This is a genomic window from Arthrobacter agilis (genome assembly GCF_030816075.1).
GTDB lineage: Bacteria > Actinomycetota > Actinomycetes > Actinomycetales > Micrococcaceae > Arthrobacter_D > Arthrobacter_D agilis_E.
In genome coordinates this window covers 113,532-129,411 of sequence record NZ_JAUSXO010000001.1, presented here as the reverse complement: position 1 = coordinate 129,411, position 15,880 = coordinate 113,532, and the positions used below count along the sequence as shown (strand labels likewise).

The window sequence follows — 15,880 nt, the reverse complement described above, 5'->3', positions numbered from 1 at the left end:
CCGGCAGGCAGCGCCGTGCGGGACGACGCCCTAGCCCGGCTCCCCGACCCAGCGGATGCGGATGGGACCGCGGACACCGGGTTCCACGCGGTCGCCGTGCTGGGTCACGTCCACCAGCCCCTCCCCCGCCAGGTCGAACGCGATGCGGCGTGCCTCGGGCATCAGGTCCCGCCACGTGTCGCCGCCGAGACCGCGCGCGGCCTCGGACGGGCACAGCGTCTTGTCGCTCCCCCGCTGCTCGGCGATGCGCAGGATCTCGGCGCGCAGTTCGTCCGCGGACGGGTGGTCAGGCATCGCCTGCGCGCTGCCCGGTCGGGTTCCCGCGCTTCGGGACCGCCCGGTCGTCGTCCGACGGCACGGGCCGCGGTGGGTGCAGCGCGTCGAGGGCCTTCAGCGCCGCGGTCCAGCGGGCCTTGCGCTCGGCGGCGGACTGCTCCCACCAGGGTGTCCCCCGTTCGCCGAGTCCCTCCTTGGCGAGCTGGACGGTGCGTCGTGCGCGCGGCAGTGCCGAACCGTCGTCGCCCTTGGCGCTGTTGCGCACACCCGAGCGGCCACGCCCGAGATGGGACATGAGGCGTACCTTCACGTCGTCGGGCAGCGAGGGGTCGGTCTTCCGCCAGCGGCGCCCGCCGTGGAGGAAGAAGCGATCGTCATCGGTGGTGTTCGAGAGGTCGGCCATGGTCCCTCAGCTCGAGGACCCGGGCGGGCCGACGAGCAGCAGGACGGAGAAGACCACGGAGATCCCGGCCACCGCGACAAGCAGGGCGACGAGCGGGCTCCGGAGCACCCACGCCTGCACGCGCTCGACGGGGTTCCGTGGCGTCTCGGCACCCGGAGCGAGCCGCCACGCTCCGGCGAGCTGTCCGCGGCGCTCAATCCACCGCTCGTACGGGATCGTGGCGAACGGGACGATCGCGGAGCAGAGTCCGAGCAGGCCGGTGAGTGCGGACCAGCGCTGGTTGATCCAGACGAAGACGAGGGTGACGACGAAGCAGAGGAACACGAACCCGTGCACGGCACCGGCCGGCGGCACGAGGGCCTCGGTGGAGCGCGTCCCGTACTTGAGGAACATGCCCAGCAGCAGGAAGGCCCAGGTCACCGCCTCCGCGACGGCGACGGTGCGGAACAAGGTGCGGGGGTTCATGGGCGCTCCTGGTCGGGGATCGGTTGGACCCATTCTTTCATCCGTCCCGGGGCGCAGCTGACGGACGGGCCGGCTCTCGGCGGCTCTCGGCGGCCTCGGCCGGCGGCGGGCGGCTCGGGCACCAAAAGAAGAAGCAGGCCGGACCAAAGTCCGACCTGCTTCTTCTATGGAAGATCTAGTAGAAGATCCGAGCCTTAGAGGGGCTGGATGTTCGACGCCTGGGGACCCTTGGGGCCCTGCTCGGTGTCGAAGCTGACCTTCTGGTTCTCATCGAGCGAGCGGTAGCCGCTTGCATTGATGGCGGAGAAGTGTGCGAACACGTCTGCGCTTCCGTCGTCGGGAGCAATGAATCCAAAGCCCTTTTCAGCGTTGAACCACTTCACGGTACCTGTTGCCATTTTTTTCATCCTTCTGAAAATCAGACGCCCTCCGACTTTCGGAGAGCCCCAGTCGCGGCGTGCTTGTCCGCTCTTTCAGAGACGCGGCCTACCCCGCAAGGGCCAGGCCGTGCGAAATACAAATGCGCAACACTACAACTGCGTCCCACTAAACCAAACCCGGGAGGGTAAAGGCAAGCAGGAGACCCAAGGTTCTTTTTTCCGTGACCTTCAGGCGGCCACCGGCAGCATGGCTCCGGCGAGCAGTTCGAAGGATCGCAGCCATGCCTCGGTGGTGCCGGCCTGGGTCGCGACGATGAGTTCGTCCGCCTCGATCTGGGCGGTGAAGCGCTCCAGGTAGTCCCGCACGACGTCGGGCGTCCCCACCGCGCTGTAGCGCGCCATGTCCGCCATCTGCTGGCCTCCGGGGGATGCGAGGATCGCCTCGGACTCCTCCCGCGTGAAGGTCTGTCCGCGTCCGAGGAGCAGCGTCACACGGCGCAGCATGGCCTCGTGGAACTCGTGGTGGGCATCGCTCGCGGTGTCGGACGCGATGACGTTGACGCCGGCGATGAAGTGGGGCTTCTCCGCCTGGGCGGAAGGCCTGAACTCGCGGCGGTAGATCGACGCGGCGTCCTGCAGGGCCTGCGGAGCGAAGTGGGACGCGAAGGCGAAGGGCAGGCCCAGCGCTGCGGCCAGGCGGGCGCCGAAGAGCGACGACCCGAGGATGTACAGGGGCACATTGGTGCCCCTGCCGGGCGTGGCCTGGACCCCGGGGACGCGCGTCTCACCGGTCAGGTAGCCCTGCAGCTCCAGGACGTCCTGCGGGAAGCTGTCGGCGGACATGGGATCGCGACGCAGGGCGCGGGCCGTGGTCTGGTCGCTGCCCGGCGCGCGCCCGAGTCCGAGGTCGATCCGGCCCGGGTGCAGGCTCTCGAGGGTGCCGAACTGCTCCGCGATGGTCAGCGGCGAGTGGTTGGGCAGCATGACGCCGCCGGAGCCGAGCCGGATGGTCGAGGTGTGCGCGGCGATGTGGGCGATGAGCACGCTCGTGGCCGAGGAGGCGATGCTGCCCATGTTGTGGTGCTCCGCATACCAGATGCGCCGGTAGCCCCACCTCTCCGCGTGCTGGGCCAGCGCCACGCTCGACGCGAACGTCTCGGCGGGCGTCGAGCCGTCGGCGACCTGCGCGAGATCCAGGATGGACAGGGGGACAGACATGGGTGCACCTTCCGGTTCTTCAGCACCGCGGCGGGGTGTGCCACGGGTCTCCTGAGAAGAACGGTTGCCCGGACACATCTATTTCCCGGGCCGCTGGCCCTCACCCGGTCTCGTCGAGGAGGAATCCCCGCAGCAGAGCGGCCGTGCCGTCCAGATGCGCCGTCATCGCCTCCTGCGCCCGCTCCGGGTGGCCCCCGAGCACGGCCTTGACGATCGCGGCGTGCTGACGGTTCGAGTGGTGGAGGTTGACGGCGAGGAAGGGGATCCGGTCCAGCAGGTCGTTGGTGCGGGACCGCGCCTGGGCGACGGCGAGCGTCAGGGACGGTGAACCCGCGAGTTCGGCGATGGCGAGGTGCAGCCGGCCGTCCAGGGGCCGGTACCGTGCGGCGTCGGCGTCCGTCACGGCGGTCAGCGATTCCAGGAGGTGGGTCCGTGCCGCCTCGGAGGGCCCTGCCTGTGCGGCCAGGCGCGCAGCGGCGGGTTCGATGACCGCCCGGAAGGTGAGGGCGTCCTCGACCTCGGCCCGCTTCGGGAGCACCCCGCCCGGCCCGTCGGTGCCGCTCGGCAGGTCTCCACGGACGGTCGCGCCCCCGTAGCGGCCGCGCTGGATGGTGAGGTAGCCGGCGGTCTGCAGATCCGCCAGGCCGTCCCGCAGCGTGGAGCGGGACACGCCGAGGTGCTCCGCCAGGTCCCGCTCCGGGGGAAGCCGCGTCCCGGCGGGGAAGACCCCCAGCTTGATCGCGTGCAGGAGGCGTTCGACGGTCTCCTCGAACGCGTTCCCTTTCCGTACCGGCTGGATGAGCCCGAACGCCGGATCAGCGGGTCGGTGCATCGTTCCAGCTTACGCAGGGCTGCCGGCGCGCGTGCCGACTGCTGCGGGCAGCCGCATCCCGGGCCCTTGACGAACCCTGCGCCGGGGTCAATCATGGGGGCACTCAATGGACTGATAACACTCCATTGGAATTCCCGCCGTCCCATCGTCGTCCCGGTGCCGGTCCGTCGCACCGAGGGAGGCCGCGCTACAGCCCGCTCCATCCGCCCGTCCCTAGGGGTACCCGTGGCACGCAGGAACATCGACTACACCGCCGTCGACGACAAGTACCTCAGGCAGCGAAGCCTGAAGAGCGGGGCAGCCGGGTGGGTCCTGCTGGCCGGCCTCGGCGTCGCCTACGTCATCTCCGGCGACTTCTCCGGCTGGAACCTCGGGCTCGCCGAGGGCGGGTGGGGCGGTCTGCTCATCGCCTTCATCCTCATGGGCATCATGTACACGTGCATGGTGTTCGGCCTCGCCGAGATGTCCTCCACGCTCCCGACGGCGGGCGCCGGGTACGGGTTCGCCCGGCGAGCCCTCGGCCCGCTCGGCGGCTTCGCGACGGGCATGGCCGTCCTCATCGAGTACGCCGTCGCCCCCGCGGCCATCGCGACCTTCATCGGGGGCTACATCGAGGCTCTCGGCCTGTTCGGCATCACGAACTCCTGGCCCGTCTACCTCGTCACCTACGTCATCTTCATCGGGATCCACCTGTACGGGGTGGGCGAGGCCCTGAAACTGATCTTCGGCATCACGATCGTGGCCGTCATCGCCCTGGTCGCGACCGTCGTCGGGCTCGTACCGCACTTCGAGCCGGCGAACCTCTTCGACATCGTGCCCGACGGCTCCGTGGGCTCCTCGGCCTTCCTGCCCTACGGCTTCTCCGGCGTGCTGGCCGCCCTGGTGTTCGGCATCTGGTTCTTCCTCGCCATCGAGGGCGTGCCGCTGGCCGCCGAGGAGTCCAACGACCCGAAGCGCGACATGCCGCGCGGCATCATCGTGGCCATGCTCCTGCTGCTCGTCTTCGGGTCGCTCATGCTCGTCCTGGTGCCCGGAGCTGCCGGCTCCGAGGCGATGGGCAGCTCCGACTCGCCCCTGCCCGAGGCCCTGCGCGCGGCCGCGGGAGGAAGCTCCGTCCTCGCGGACTTCGTGAACTACGCGGGGCTCGCAGGTCTCGTGGCGAGCTTCTTCTCCATCGTCTACGCGTACTCCCGGCAACTCTTCGCGCTCTCCCGGGCCGGCTACCTACCGCGGTTCCTCTCGCTGACCTCGAAGCGCCACACCCCCTGGGTGGCCCTGCTGGTCCCCGGGACCATCGGCTTCCTGCTCGCCGCCCTCACCGGCAACGGCGGGCTGCTCATCAACATCGCCGTCTTCGGAGCCACCGTGTCCTATGTGCTGCTGAACCTCTCGCACATCCTGCTGCGCGTGCGGGAACCCGGCCTGGAGCGCGGGTACCGCACCCCGGGAGGCGTGGTGACCACCGGTATCGCCCTGGTGCTGGCCGTGATCGCCCTCGTGGCCACGTTCTTCGTCGACATCCTCGCGGCCTCCATCACCGCCGCCGTCTTCCTGGCCGCACTCGCGTACTTCTGGTTCTACAGCCGGCACCACCTCGTCGCGAGCGCCCCCGAGGAGGAATTCGCCCTGCTCGAGAAGGAGGGATCGACCCTCACCTGACCGTTCACCGCACGCCCACCGCCCTGCCCGATCACCGGAAAGAGAACCATGCAGCCGCACCCGCGCAACGAACGAATGCTCACCGTCGAGCAGCTCACGTCCGCCATCGAGTCGGGCGAGGTCGACTCCGTGGTGCTGGCCTTCACCGACATGCAGGGCAGGCTGCAGGGCAAGGTCATCCATGCCCGGTTCTTCCTGGACACGGTGCTCGGACACGGCACCGAGGGCTGCAACTACCTGCTCGCCGTGGACACCGACATGAACACCGTGGGCGGATACGCGATGTCGAGCTGGGAGACCGGCTACGGCGACATGGTGTTCGACCTCGACCTCGACACCATCCGGCGCCTGCCCTACCGCGAGGGCACCGTGATGATCCAGACCGACCTCTCCTTCACCACGGGCGACCCCGTACCGGTGGCACCGCGCAGCCTGCTGAAGGCCCAGTCTGCCAAGGCCGCAGCAATGGGCGTGCGGGCGTTCTCGGGGACCGAACTCGAATTCATCGTGTACAACGACTCCTTCGAGGAGGCGGGACTGAAGCACTACCGCGACCTCGTGCCCGCCAACCAGTACAACGTGGACTACTCGATCCTCGGCTCGCTCCGGGTGGAGCCGCTCCTGCGCGACATCCGCAACGCCATGTACCAGGCGGGCATGGTGGTCGAATCGGCCAAGGGCGAGTGCAACTTCGGTCAGCACGAGATCGCGTTCAAGTACGACGACGTGCTCGTCACGGCGGACAACCACAGCGTCTACAAGCTCTCCGCCAAGGAGATGGCCTCGCAGCGCGGGCAGTCCGTGACGTTCATGGCGAAGCCGAACGAGCGCGAGGGTTCCTCCTGCCACATCCACATGTCGCTGCGGGACGACGACGGCGGCCTCGTCTTCTGGGACGAGGAGAAGAACGGGCGCACGCCGCTCTACGACCATTTCATCGCAGGCGTCCTCGCGACTATGCGCGAGTTCACCCTCTTCTACGCGCCGAACATCAACTCCTACAAGCGATTCGCCGAGGGTTCCTTCGCACCGACGGCCGTCGCCTGGGGCATCGACAACCGCACCTGCTCCGTCCGCCTCGTCGGCCACGGTTCCTCCGCCCGCCTGGAGAACAGGCTGCCCGGCGCGGACGCCAATCCCTACCTCGCACTCTCGGCGATGCTCGCGGGCGGGCTCTACGGCGTCGAGCACGAACTCGAGCTGCCCCCGAGGATGGACGGCAACGCCTATCTCTCCGACGCCGAGCACGTGCCGGCCACCATGAAGGAGGCACGGGACCTGTTCGCCGGATCCGCGATCGCCCTCGAGGTCTTCGGCGAGGAGGTGGTGCAGCACTACACGCACTACGCGGACGTCGAACTGGCACAGTTCAACGCCGCCGTCACCGACTGGGAGGTGCGGCGTGGGTTCGAGCGGCACTAGGACACCTGTGGCGGGCCTTCCGGCGCTCGTCACCTCCCGGCCGAGAATCGGCGTCACCACGTACTGGCAGCCGGCCAGCTGGGGAGTCTGGGACGGGCCCGCGGCCATCGTCCCTGCCGCCTACATCCGGGCCGTGGACGACGCGGGCGGAACGCCCCTCCTGCTGCCCCCCGTCGGCGGCGACGCGGGGGTGCTGTCCCTGCTCGACGGGCTGCTCGTCATCGGCGGCTCCGACGTCGACCCGTCCTACTACGGCGCCGCACCGCACCCGCGCACGGTCAGCCAGCCGGACCGCGACGACCACGACCTCGCGCTGACCCGTGCCGCCGTGGCCGCGGGTATGCCACTGTTCGCGATCTGTCGCGGTGCGCAGATCCTCAATGTCGCCCTCGGCGGCACCCTCCACCAGCACCTGCCCGACATCGACCAGGACGCTGAGCGGTACCGGCCCGCGCCCGGCGTCTTCGGCAGCGTCGACTTCACCACCACGCCCGGGTCGATCGCGCGCCAGCTACTCGGCAAGCACGCCTCCAGCCCCTGCTACCACCACCAGGGGCTCGACGTCGTCGCGGACGGGCTGCGGGTCACGGCCCGGGCCGCGGACGGCACGGTCGAAGCCGTCGAGTTCGAGCCGCCCTCCGGCGCGGGGTGGGCCCTCGGCGTCCAGTTCCACCCGGAGGAGAACGGCCAGGACAGGCGCCTGTTCGGCGGGTTCGTCGACGCCGCCGGGACCCATGCACAGCACCGCGCCTCGCGGGGAAGGCGAGCCTCGTGAGCACCACCTACGACGTGGTCGACCCGTCCACCGAGGAGACGATCGCCACCGTGTCGATGGCCGGCGTCGCCGAGGCGGACGCCGCGATCGACCGGGCAGCACGGGCGTTCCCCGCATGGCGCAGCGTGGCCCCGGCCGATCGCGCGCTGCTGCTCCGCCGGTTCGCTGCCGCCGTCGACGCCGAGATCGAGGCGCTCGCAGCGCTCGAGGTCGCCAACGCGGGTCACACCATCGGCAATGCGCGTTGGGAGGCCGGCAATGTGCGCGACGTCCTCACGTACTACTCGGCCGCCCCGGAACGCCACGTCGGACAGCAGATCCCCGTCGCGGGCGGCATCGACGTCACCTTCCACGAGCCCCTCGGCGTCGTCGGGATCATCGTCCCGTGGAACTTCCCCATGCCGATCGCCGGCTGGGGGTTCGCGCCCGCCCTCGCCGCGGGCAACACCGTGGTCCTGAAGCCCGCCGAGCTCACTCCCCTCACAGCCCTGCGGCTCGGGGAACTGGCTCTCGAGGCAGGCATCCCCGAGGGGGTCTTCACGGTACTGCCCGGCAAGGGATCGATCGTCGGGGCGCGCTTCGTCACACATCCGGCGGTGCGGAAGATCGTCTTCACGGGCTCCACCAGGGTGGGCAAGCAGATCATGGCCGGCTGCGCGGACCAGGTCAAGCGCGTCACCCTGGAGCTCGGCGGCAAGAGCGCCAACGTCATCTTCGCCGACGCGGACCTCGAGAGGGCCGCTGCGGCCGTACCGGACGGCGCCTTCGACAACGCCGGCCAGGACTGTTGCGCCCGGTCCCGTGTCCTCGTGCAGCGATCCGTGTACGAGGACGTCCTGGCCCGCATCGCGACCGCCGTCACTGCCGTGCGCGTGGGCGATCCCCGGCAGGAGGGCACGAGTATGGGCCCGCTGATCTCGGCAGGGCAGCGCGCCTCGGTCTCGCGCTTCGTGTACGACGACGACGGCTCCACGAGGGCCGACGTCGTCGCCCAGGGCACGGCGCCCTCCGGCCCGGGCTTCTGGTTCCCACCCAGCGTCATCACACCCACCGACGTCGGATCGGCCGCGTTCACCGACGAGATCTTCGGTCCCGTGGTCTGCGTCGTCCCGTTCGACGACGAGGCCGACGCCGTCCGGATCGCGAACGATTCCGACTACGGCCTCTCCGGCTCCATCTGGACGCGCGACGTGGGGCGGGCCCTCCGGGTGTCACGGGCCATCGACGCGGGGAACCTGTCCGTCAACTCCCACTCCTCCGTGCGGTACTCGACCCCGTTCGGAGGTTTCAAGCAGTCGGGGCTCGGCCGCGAGCTCGGGCCCTCCGCGCTCGATGCGTTCAGCGAGACCAAGAACGTCTTCCTCGCCACCGACGCGTGACCCGCCCAGCCTGCACCCACGTCCCGCCCGCCACGTCCCGCCCACCCCGAGGAGTGCTTCATGACGGACCTGCCCTACAACGGACTCGTCACCAATCGCCTGAAGGACCGCACCGCCGTCATCACCGGTGGCGCATCGGGCATCGGCCTCGCCACCGCGCGGCGGTTCGCCCATGAGGGCGCGAGGGTGGTGATCGCGGACATCTGCGACGAGGGCACCGGTAACGGGATCGCGGAGCAGGTCGGGGGCAGGTTCGTGCGCGCGGACGTCACGAGCGAGGACGACGTCATGGCCCTGTACGCGTTCACACAGGACACCTTCGGGTCGATCGACGTCGCCTTCAACAATGCGGGGATCTCACCCGACGACGATTCCTCCATCCTCACCACCGGGATCGACGCCTGGCGACGCGTCCAGGAGGTGAACCTGACGAGTGTCTACTTCTGCTGCAAGCACGTCCTCCCCTACATGAAGGACCAGGGCAAGGGCTCGATCATCAACACGGCCTCCTTCGTGGCGGTGGTCGGCGCCGCGACGTCCCAGATCTCCTATTCCGCGTCCAAAGGCGGCGTGCTGTCGATGACCCGGGAACTGGGTGTGGAGTTCGCCCGGCAGGGCATCCGGGTCAATGCCCTCTGCCCCGGGCCGGTGAACACGCCGCTGCTGAAGGAGCTGTTCGCCCACGACCCCGAGAAGGCAGGGCGGCGGCTCATCCATGTGCCGCTGGGCCGCTTCGCCGAGCCGGACGAGATCGCGGCCGCGGTCGCCTTCCTCGCCTCGGACGACGCCTCGTTCATCACAGCGAGCCAGTTCATGGTGGACGGCGGCGTCACAGGGGCCTACGTCACCCCCCTGTGAGCCCGGTCGCGCCTGCTCCGGCGTCCTGCCAGACTGGGTCCATGCCGACCAGCGACCAGCCCACCAGCGCCCAGCCGACCTCCGAAGCCGACCTCCGCGAGCGCCAGGACGTCCTCGTCCGGGAACTCGCCGTGGAGCAGAACACGGCGCGTCTGCAGTCCCTCAGTGACGAGCTCGAAGCCGTGCAGCGGCTGCTCGAGCAGGGACGCGGCGCCTGAACCGGCAGTCCGGCCTGCACGAACCCGTCCTCGCGGGGATCGTCACCGCGCTCGTCGGCTTCACGTCGTCCTTCGCCGTGGTCCTCGCGGGGCTGCGGGCCACGGGGGCGACGCCGGAGCAGGCGGCCTCGGGCCTGCTGGCGCTGACGGCCGTCGTCGGGCTGGGGATCGTGCTCCTGGCCCTCCGCTACCGCATCCCTGTCACGCTGTCCTGGTCCACGCCGGGAGCGGCCCTGCTCGCGGGCGCGTCCGTCCCTGCCGGAGGGTGGCCCGCCGCGGTGGGGGCGTTCCTCGTGACCGGCCTGCTGGTGGTCCTGACCGGGGCCGTGCCGTGGCTGGGCAGCCTCGTCGCGCGGATCCCCCAGCACCTCGCGCAGGCCATGCTCGCCGGCGTCCTGCTGCCGCTCTGCCTGGCGCCCTTCCAGTCTCTCGGCACCATCCCGCTCCTGGTCCTGCCGGTCATCCTCGTGTGGCTGGCGGCGTCAGCCCTCGTGCCGAAGTGGGCGGTGCCGCTCGCCCTCGTCGCAGCGCTGGCGGTGATCGGGCTGCAGCTCGCCCGCCACGGGACGGTGATCGATCCCTCGTCCCTGACACCGGCTCCCGTGTTCACGCTGCCGGTGCTCGAGCCGGCCGCCGTGGTGGGCATCGCCCTGCCGCTCTACGTGGTGACCATGGCATCGCAGAACCTCCCCGGGGTCGCGGTCCTCTCCTCCTTCGGCTACCGCACGCCGTGGCGCCCCGCACTGGCCGTCACGGGGGTCGGGACGGCCGTCGTCGCCCCGTTCGGCGGCCACGCCGTCAATCTCGCCGCCCTGTCCGCCGCACTGTCGGCGGGTGAGGGAGCCGGCGAGGACCGGGACCGGCGCTGGATCGCCGCCCTGACGGCAGGATTCTCCTACCTGCTGCTCGCGGGGGCGTCGGGCGCGCTCGTGGTCGTGGTCGGCGCCGCGCCGGCCGGGCTCGTGGAGGCGGTCGCCGGGCTCGCCCTCATCGGCACCATGGCGACGGCTGTGACGGCGTCCTTCAGCGACGCCCAGGGCCGGATGAGCGGCGCTGTGACGTTCCTGCTGGCGGCGTCGGGCCTGTCCGTGCTGGGGATCGGCGGGGCCTTCTGGGCGCTCGTCGGAGGGCTGGCGGTCAGGGCGACCCTCGAGCGGCCGACGGCCCGTCCGTGATCCGCCCGTCACTCCACCGGCGGCGCCGGGGCCGGCAGGTCAGACGGGCGTCGTGGGCGCCTGGGCCTCGTCGCCCTGCGCGCGCGCCTTCCGCCGGCGGGCGCGGTCGAGCGCGTTGATCACCGGTGCGGCGGTGATGCCGTGCACCACGATCGACAGGACGATCACGAGACCCCCGATGCGCCAGAGTGCCGCCTCGTCGGCGCCGAACTCGCCCTTGGACAGGGCGTAGCTCAAGTAGTAGACCGAGCCGATGCCCCGCACGCCGAAGAACGCGAGGGTGCGGCGTTCCCAGGGCCCCGTCTTGCCGCGGGCCAGGCTGAACCAGGCCGTGAGCGGACGGACGAGGAGGATGAAGGCGACCGCCACCACCACCTCGAGGGGGCGCAGGCCCTCGAACAGACCCCGTGCCAGGGCACCCCCCAGCAGGACGAGCACGACGACGGTCAGCAGGCGCTCGAGCTGCTCGATGTAGCTGTGGAGGACGCCGTGGTAGCCGTGCGTCTGCTCCCCCGCACGGATGGTGACGGCGCAGACGAAGACCGCGACGAAGCCGTAGCCCGCCACGGCCTCCGTGACGCCGTAGGTCAGGAACGTCGCGGCGAGCGCGACGAAGCCCTCGGAGTAGTTGGCGAGGCGGACGCTCTTGATGGGCGTGCGGAAGAAGATGCGGCCGAGCAGCTTGCCGACCCCGAACCCGAAGGCGCAGCCGATGATCATGCGCCAGAGCACGTCCAGCAGGATCCATTCCGGGAACCATGCGGCGGGATCGAGCCCCACGGTGCTGAGGAGGATCGCGAGGTAGACGAAGGGGAAGGCCAGTCCGTCGTTGAGGCCGGCCTCCGAGGTGAGCCCGAACCGCACCTCGTCCTCGGCCTCGAGGTCCTCCTCGGACTCCGAGGGCTCCCCCACCTGCACCTCCGAGGCCAGGACGGGATCGGTCGGCGCGAGGGCCGCGGCGACCAGCAGGGCGGAGGCGAGCCCGAGCCCGAGCAGCCACATCCCCATCAGGGTGAGCACGAGGATGCACAGCGGCATCGCGATGCCGAGCAGCCGCCAGGTGGTGGACCACCGGCGCCACCCGACCCGGCGATCGAGGGCGAGCCCGGCTCCCATGAGCGAGACGATGACGCAGACCTCGCTGAGGTGGATCGTCACGTCGCTGTACCGCATCGGATCAGGATCCGGCAGGTCCCTGGCGAAGCTGAACACCAGGATGCCGGCGGCGAGGAACACCATGGGCATCGAGACCGGGGCGCGCATCAGCAGCCGGGGCAGGAGCGCCGCGGCGAACACCGCGAGTCCTGCTGCCGCATAGATGATGCTTGGTGCTTCGAACACGCGCGTCCTCTTCCCGTTCCTGCGTCCTGGCGATGATCAGCCCCCTTGCCAACAGTAGGGCAGGCGCGCGAGGAGCACGGTCCGACGTCGGGACCCCCGTCGACCGCCGCGGAAGGGACCGGTCCGTGCAGGTGAGCGTCCCCGCCGCGTGAGAGCATGGAATTATGCCCAATTCCAGTCGCCCCATGGTTGATGTCACCGACATCATCAGGATCGTGGGCGGGGCCGCGTTCCAACGCGGGCAGACCTACGCCAAGGACGGCGCCGTCAGCTCCCTCGCCTGGGACGCCGACGCGAAGCTCCTGACCGGCAAGGTCCGCGGCAGCTCACCCTCGGACTACAGGACCAAGCTCCGCCTGGGGCTGAAGGGTGACGGCCGTTTCCGCCCCCTCGAGAACTTCTGCAGCTGCCCGGTGGGTGCGGACTGCAAGCATGTCGCGGCGACCGCCCTGCAGAGCAACACCGAGAGCCTCCTGGCCCAGCACGAGCGTGAGCTCGGGGCGCGCCCCGCTCCGCGGCCGTCGGCTCCGGAGGGCTGGCAGGCGTCGCTCCTGGATCTCCTCGGGACGGACGACGCCCCGCACCCCGCCTCCCCGCTGACGCCCCTCGGCCTGCAGTTCGAGCTGCGCACGCCCGAGGTGGCCGTCCAGCGGTGGGGCTCCGCCGCCGAGCGCCAGGGCCAGCGCACGCTGAACACGCGCCTCGGCGTGCGCCCGGTCAGCCAGAACGGCAAGGGCAAGTGGATCAAGAACAACCTGTCCTGGGGCAGCATCAGCTATCAGACGTACGGGCTGAAGCTCGATCCCGACCAGCACCGCTGGTTCTCCCAGTTCCCGGCCCTGCACCGCGGCACCGGGGTCAACTACTTCGGCAACAACGATTCCTGGCTGTATCTCGACGATTTCAGCAACCCGCTCCTGTGGCAGCTGCTGGACGAGGCACAGCGCCTCGGGATCGCCTTCGTGGGCTCCAAGAAGTCCGTGAGCATCGAACTCGCCGAGCAGGCCACCCTGAAGCTCGACGCGACCGAGACCGACGACGGCTCGCTGCAGCTGCGGCCGGCCCTAGACATCGACGGGCAGCCGCATCCCTCGGACACCGCCCACGTCATCAGCACCCACGGCCTCTACACGGTCGCGCCCGATGACACCATCACGCTGGCCCCGACCTCCCGGAAGCTCACCCCCAAGGACATCGAACTCCTGCAGCGCGGCCGCGCCGTCGTCGTGCCCGAGGAGGAGAGGTCCCTCTTCCTGCAGGAGTACTACCCGAAGCTGCGGCAGTCCATCGAGGTGGACAGCAGCGACGGCAGCGTGGACCTGCCCGAGATCCAGCCGCCGGTCCTCGTGCTGACCACCGCTTACGGCGCCGACGGCTCCGTGACCCTCGACTGGCACTTCGACTACCCGCTCGGCGACGCCGTGCAGCGCCGGCCCTTCCGGCGGGGCGGTCCGGGCAGCGACGACGGCTACCGCGACGCGGACGCGGAGGACGCACTGGCGTCCGCGGCACGCCGGGTCCTCGGGTCCGTCCCGATGAAGCCCCTGAAGCTCGAGGACATGCAGGCCGTGGAGTTCGCGGAGGACGTCCTGCCGAAGCTCGTGGAGCTCGACGGCGTGAGCGTCGTGGTCATCGGTGAGAAACCCGACTACCGGGAACTGACGGAGACGCCGACGCTGCGCATCAGCACCGTGGAGACGGACAACCGGGACTGGTTCGACCTGGGCGTCATGGTGACCGTCAGCGGCCGCACCATCCCCTTCGACTCGATCTTCCGGGCGCTGGCCCAGGGCCGGAAGAAGCTGAAGCTCGTCGACAACACCTACCTGTCCCTCGAACAGCCGGTCTTCGACCAGCTGCGTGACCTCATCGAGGAAGCACGGTCGCTGAGCGAATGGGACCCCGAGACCGGCCTGCAGATCAGCCGCTACCAGGCGGGGCTCTGGGCGGACTTCGAGGACCTCGCGGAGGAGACCGAGCAGGCGCAGTCGTGGCGGGACGCCGTGAGCGGGCTGCTCGAACTGAAGGACGTCGAGGCCACCCCGCCGCCTGCCGGCCTCGTCGCCGAGATGCGCCCCTACCAGGCGGAAGGGTTCAGCTGGCTGGCGTTCCTGTGGCGGCACCAGCTCGGCGGGGTCCTCGCCGACGACATGGGTCTCGGCAAGACCCTGCAGGCACTGGCCCTGATGACCTACGCGAAGGAGAGCACCGGCCTCGAGGCCCCGTTCCTCGTCGTCGCACCCACCTCGGTGGTGCCCAACTGGTCCAACGAGGCGCACCGCTTCGCCCCGGGCCTGAAGGTCGTCCAGATCAACGACACCCAGGGTGCCTCCGGGGTCCCCGTCCGCGAGCAGGTGCTCGGGGCGGACATCGTCATCACCTCGTACACCCTCTTCCGCCTCGATTTCGCCGCCTATCAGGACCTCCCGTGGTCAGGCCTCGTGCTCGACGAGGCGCAGTTCGTGAAGAACCGCGCGTCGAAGGTGCACCAGGCCGCCAAGGACTTCGACGCGCCGTTCAAGCTCGCCATCACCGGCACGCCCATGGAGAACAACCTCATGGAGCTGTGGTCCATGTTCAACATCGTGGCACCGGGCCTCTTCCCCTCGGCGCGGAAGTTCACCGAGGACTACCGCACACCGATCGAGAAGATCGGCGACAACCGGCCGCTCGTCCGGCTGCGCAAGCGCATCCGCCCGCTGATGATGCGCCGCACCAAGGAGGCCGTCGCCTCGGACCTCCCGCCGAAGCAGGAGCAGGTCCTGGAGGTCGAGCTCCACCCGGAACACCGGCACATCTACGAGACGTACCTGCAGCGCGAGCGGCAGAAGCTCCTCGGCCTGATCGAGGACATGAACCGCAACCGGATGATCGTCTTCCGGTCCCTCACGCTGCTGCGCATGCTCAGCCTCGACGCCTCGCTCGTGGACCCGGAACACGAAGGGGTACCCTCCGCCAAGCTCGACGTGCTCTTCGAGAACCTCGAGGGCATCCTCGCGGAAGGCCACCGGGCGCTCGTGTTCAGCCAGTTCACGTCCTACCTCAAGAAGGCCGCCGAGCAGCTGGACGCCCGCGGCATCGAGTACGCCTACCTCGACGGTTCCACGCGTAGCCGCGGTGACGTGATCGATTCGTTCAAGGACGGGAAGGCCCCGGTCTTCCTCATCAGCCTCAAGGCCGGTGGCTTCGGACTCAACCTGACGGAGGCCGACTACTGCTTCCTGCTGGACCCGTGGTGGAACCCGGCATCCGAGGCGCAGGCCGTGGATCGCACCCACCGGATCGGGCAGACGAAGAACGTCATGGTCTACCGCATGGTGTCCAAGGGCACCATCGAGGAGAAGGTCATGAAGCTCAAGGAGCAGAAGGCGAAGCTGTTCACCTCGGTCATGGACGACGACGCCGTCTTCAGTTCCGCACTCACCGCGGAGGACATCCGGGGGCTGCTCGACGCGTAGGCGGGCCCGCCGGCGTCCGGT

At 69.8% G+C, this 15,880-nt stretch carries 15 protein-coding genes; 8 read left to right on the top strand and 7 right to left on the bottom strand.

Going from position 1 to position 15,880, the window contains the following annotated elements:
• Positions 1-30: 30 nt before the first annotated feature.
• The 6 genes from QFZ50_RS00620 to QFZ50_RS00595 all read right to left on the bottom strand — a co-directional run bounded on the left by QFZ50_RS00620 (position 31) and on the right by QFZ50_RS00595 (position 3,574).
• Positions 31-294: a DUF3253 domain-containing protein gene (locus QFZ50_RS00620; RefSeq protein WP_307080868.1), complete on the bottom strand. Its 264-nt coding sequence runs from the start codon at positions 292-294 to the stop codon at positions 31-33.
• On the bottom strand, positions 287-679 hold the full coding sequence (locus QFZ50_RS00615) for a 2-polyprenylphenol hydroxylase (RefSeq protein ID WP_307080866.1): 393 nt from the start codon (positions 677-679) through the stop codon (positions 287-289). The genes QFZ50_RS00620 and QFZ50_RS00615 overlap by 8 nt, the downstream gene beginning before the upstream one ends.
• A 6-nt stretch (positions 680-685) precedes the next feature.
• Positions 686-1,144 (bottom strand): DUF3817 domain-containing protein, encoded by a 459-nt coding sequence (locus tag QFZ50_RS00610; protein WP_307080864.1) that lies wholly within the window; start codon positions 1,142-1,144, stop codon positions 686-688.
• 194 nt (positions 1,145-1,338) lie between these two features.
• Entirely contained in the window at positions 1,339-1,542 is a 204-nt protein-coding gene (locus QFZ50_RS00605) for a cold-shock protein (RefSeq protein ID WP_026533290.1), read from the bottom strand.
• Positions 1,543-1,752: 210 nt separating this feature from the next.
• Entirely contained in the window at positions 1,753-2,742 is a 990-nt protein-coding gene (locus QFZ50_RS00600) for an LLM class flavin-dependent oxidoreductase (protein WP_307080851.1), read from the bottom strand.
• A 100-nt stretch (positions 2,743-2,842) separates the two neighbouring features.
• Positions 2,843-3,574: a FadR/GntR family transcriptional regulator gene (locus tag QFZ50_RS00595; protein WP_307080849.1), complete on the bottom strand. Its 732-nt coding sequence runs from the start codon at positions 3,572-3,574 to the stop codon at positions 2,843-2,845.
• Between the two features lie 225 nt (positions 3,575-3,799).
• Between QFZ50_RS00595 and eat the strand changes: the two genes are divergently transcribed.
• The 7 genes from eat to QFZ50_RS00560 are packed head-to-tail and all read left to right on the top strand — an operon-like array spanning position 3,800 to position 11,060.
• A complete protein-coding gene (gene eat / locus QFZ50_RS00590) occupies positions 3,800-5,233 on the top strand; it encodes an ethanolamine permease (protein ID WP_307080847.1) in 1,434 nt (477 codons plus the stop codon).
• A gap of 48 nt (positions 5,234-5,281) precedes the next feature.
• Positions 5,282-6,655, top strand: a complete 1,374-nt coding sequence (locus QFZ50_RS00585) for a glutamine synthetase family protein (RefSeq protein WP_307080844.1) — start codon at positions 5,282-5,284, stop codon at positions 6,653-6,655.
• 7 nt (positions 6,656-6,662) lie between these two features.
• Positions 6,663-7,430: a gamma-glutamyl-gamma-aminobutyrate hydrolase family protein gene (locus QFZ50_RS00580; RefSeq protein ID WP_307080842.1), complete on the top strand. Its 768-nt coding sequence runs from the start codon at positions 6,663-6,665 to the stop codon at positions 7,428-7,430.
• Positions 7,427-8,809 (top strand): aldehyde dehydrogenase family protein, encoded by a 1,383-nt coding sequence (locus QFZ50_RS00575; protein ID WP_307080840.1) that lies wholly within the window; start codon positions 7,427-7,429, stop codon positions 8,807-8,809. Before QFZ50_RS00580 ends, QFZ50_RS00575 begins: the two co-directional genes overlap by 4 nt.
• Positions 8,810-8,869: 60 nt before the next feature.
• On the top strand, positions 8,870-9,667 hold the full coding sequence (locus QFZ50_RS00570; protein ID WP_307080838.1) for a 3-oxoacyl-ACP reductase: 798 nt from the start codon (positions 8,870-8,872) through the stop codon (positions 9,665-9,667).
• 41 nt (positions 9,668-9,708) lie between these two features.
• Entirely contained in the window at positions 9,709-9,885 is a 177-nt protein-coding gene (locus QFZ50_RS00565; protein ID WP_307080836.1) for a hypothetical protein, read from the top strand.
• Positions 9,882-11,060: a benzoate/H(+) symporter BenE family transporter gene (locus QFZ50_RS00560; RefSeq protein ID WP_373462293.1), complete on the top strand. Its 1,179-nt coding sequence runs from the start codon at positions 9,882-9,884 to the stop codon at positions 11,058-11,060. The genes QFZ50_RS00565 and QFZ50_RS00560 overlap by 4 nt, the downstream gene beginning before the upstream one ends.
• 39 nt (positions 11,061-11,099) lie before the next feature.
• On the opposite strand, the gene QFZ50_RS00555 is transcribed toward QFZ50_RS00560, so the two are convergent.
• Complete coding sequence (locus QFZ50_RS00555; RefSeq protein WP_307080832.1) at positions 11,100-12,401, bottom strand: cation:proton antiporter; 1,302 nt, start codon at positions 12,399-12,401, stop codon at positions 11,100-11,102.
• Positions 12,402-12,586: 185 nt separating this feature from the next.
• On the opposite strand from QFZ50_RS00555, the gene QFZ50_RS00550 reads away from it, so the two are divergent.
• The gene (locus tag QFZ50_RS00550) at positions 12,587-15,859 is read left to right on the top strand and encodes a DEAD/DEAH box helicase (RefSeq protein ID WP_307080829.1); all 3,273 of its coding nucleotides are present in this window, start codon (positions 12,587-12,589) and stop codon (positions 15,857-15,859) included.
• Positions 15,860-15,880 lie beyond the last annotated feature (21 nt).

Excerpts from the sequence above, each read along its gene's own strand:
- QFZ50_RS00570 (WP_307080838.1), top strand. The coding sequence starts at position 8,870 with ATGACGGACCTGCCCTACAACGGACTCGTCACCAATCGCCTGAAGGAC.
- QFZ50_RS00595 (WP_307080849.1), bottom strand. The coding sequence starts at position 3,574 with ATGCACCGACCCGCTGATCCGGCGTTCGGGCTCATCCAGCCGGTACGG.
- QFZ50_RS00615 (WP_307080866.1), bottom strand. The coding sequence starts at position 679 with ATGGCCGACCTCTCGAACACCACCGATGACGATCGCTTCTTCCTCCAC.
- QFZ50_RS00605 (WP_026533290.1), bottom strand. The coding sequence starts at position 1,542 with ATGGCAACAGGTACCGTGAAGTGGTTCAACGCTGAAAAGGGCTTTGGA.
- QFZ50_RS00610 (WP_307080864.1), bottom strand. The coding sequence starts at position 1,144 with ATGAACCCCCGCACCTTGTTCCGCACCGTCGCCGTCGCGGAGGCGGTG.
- QFZ50_RS00565 (WP_307080836.1), top strand. The coding sequence starts at position 9,709 with ATGCCGACCAGCGACCAGCCCACCAGCGCCCAGCCGACCTCCGAAGCC.
- QFZ50_RS00620 (WP_307080868.1), bottom strand. The coding sequence starts at position 294 with ATGCCTGACCACCCGTCCGCGGACGAACTGCGCGCCGAGATCCTGCGC.
- QFZ50_RS00585 (WP_307080844.1), top strand. The coding sequence starts at position 5,282 with ATGCAGCCGCACCCGCGCAACGAACGAATGCTCACCGTCGAGCAGCTC.
- QFZ50_RS00600 (WP_307080851.1), bottom strand. The coding sequence starts at position 2,742 with ATGTCTGTCCCCCTGTCCATCCTGGATCTCGCGCAGGTCGCCGACGGC.
- QFZ50_RS00550 (WP_307080829.1), top strand. The coding sequence starts at position 12,587 with ATGGTTGATGTCACCGACATCATCAGGATCGTGGGCGGGGCCGCGTTC.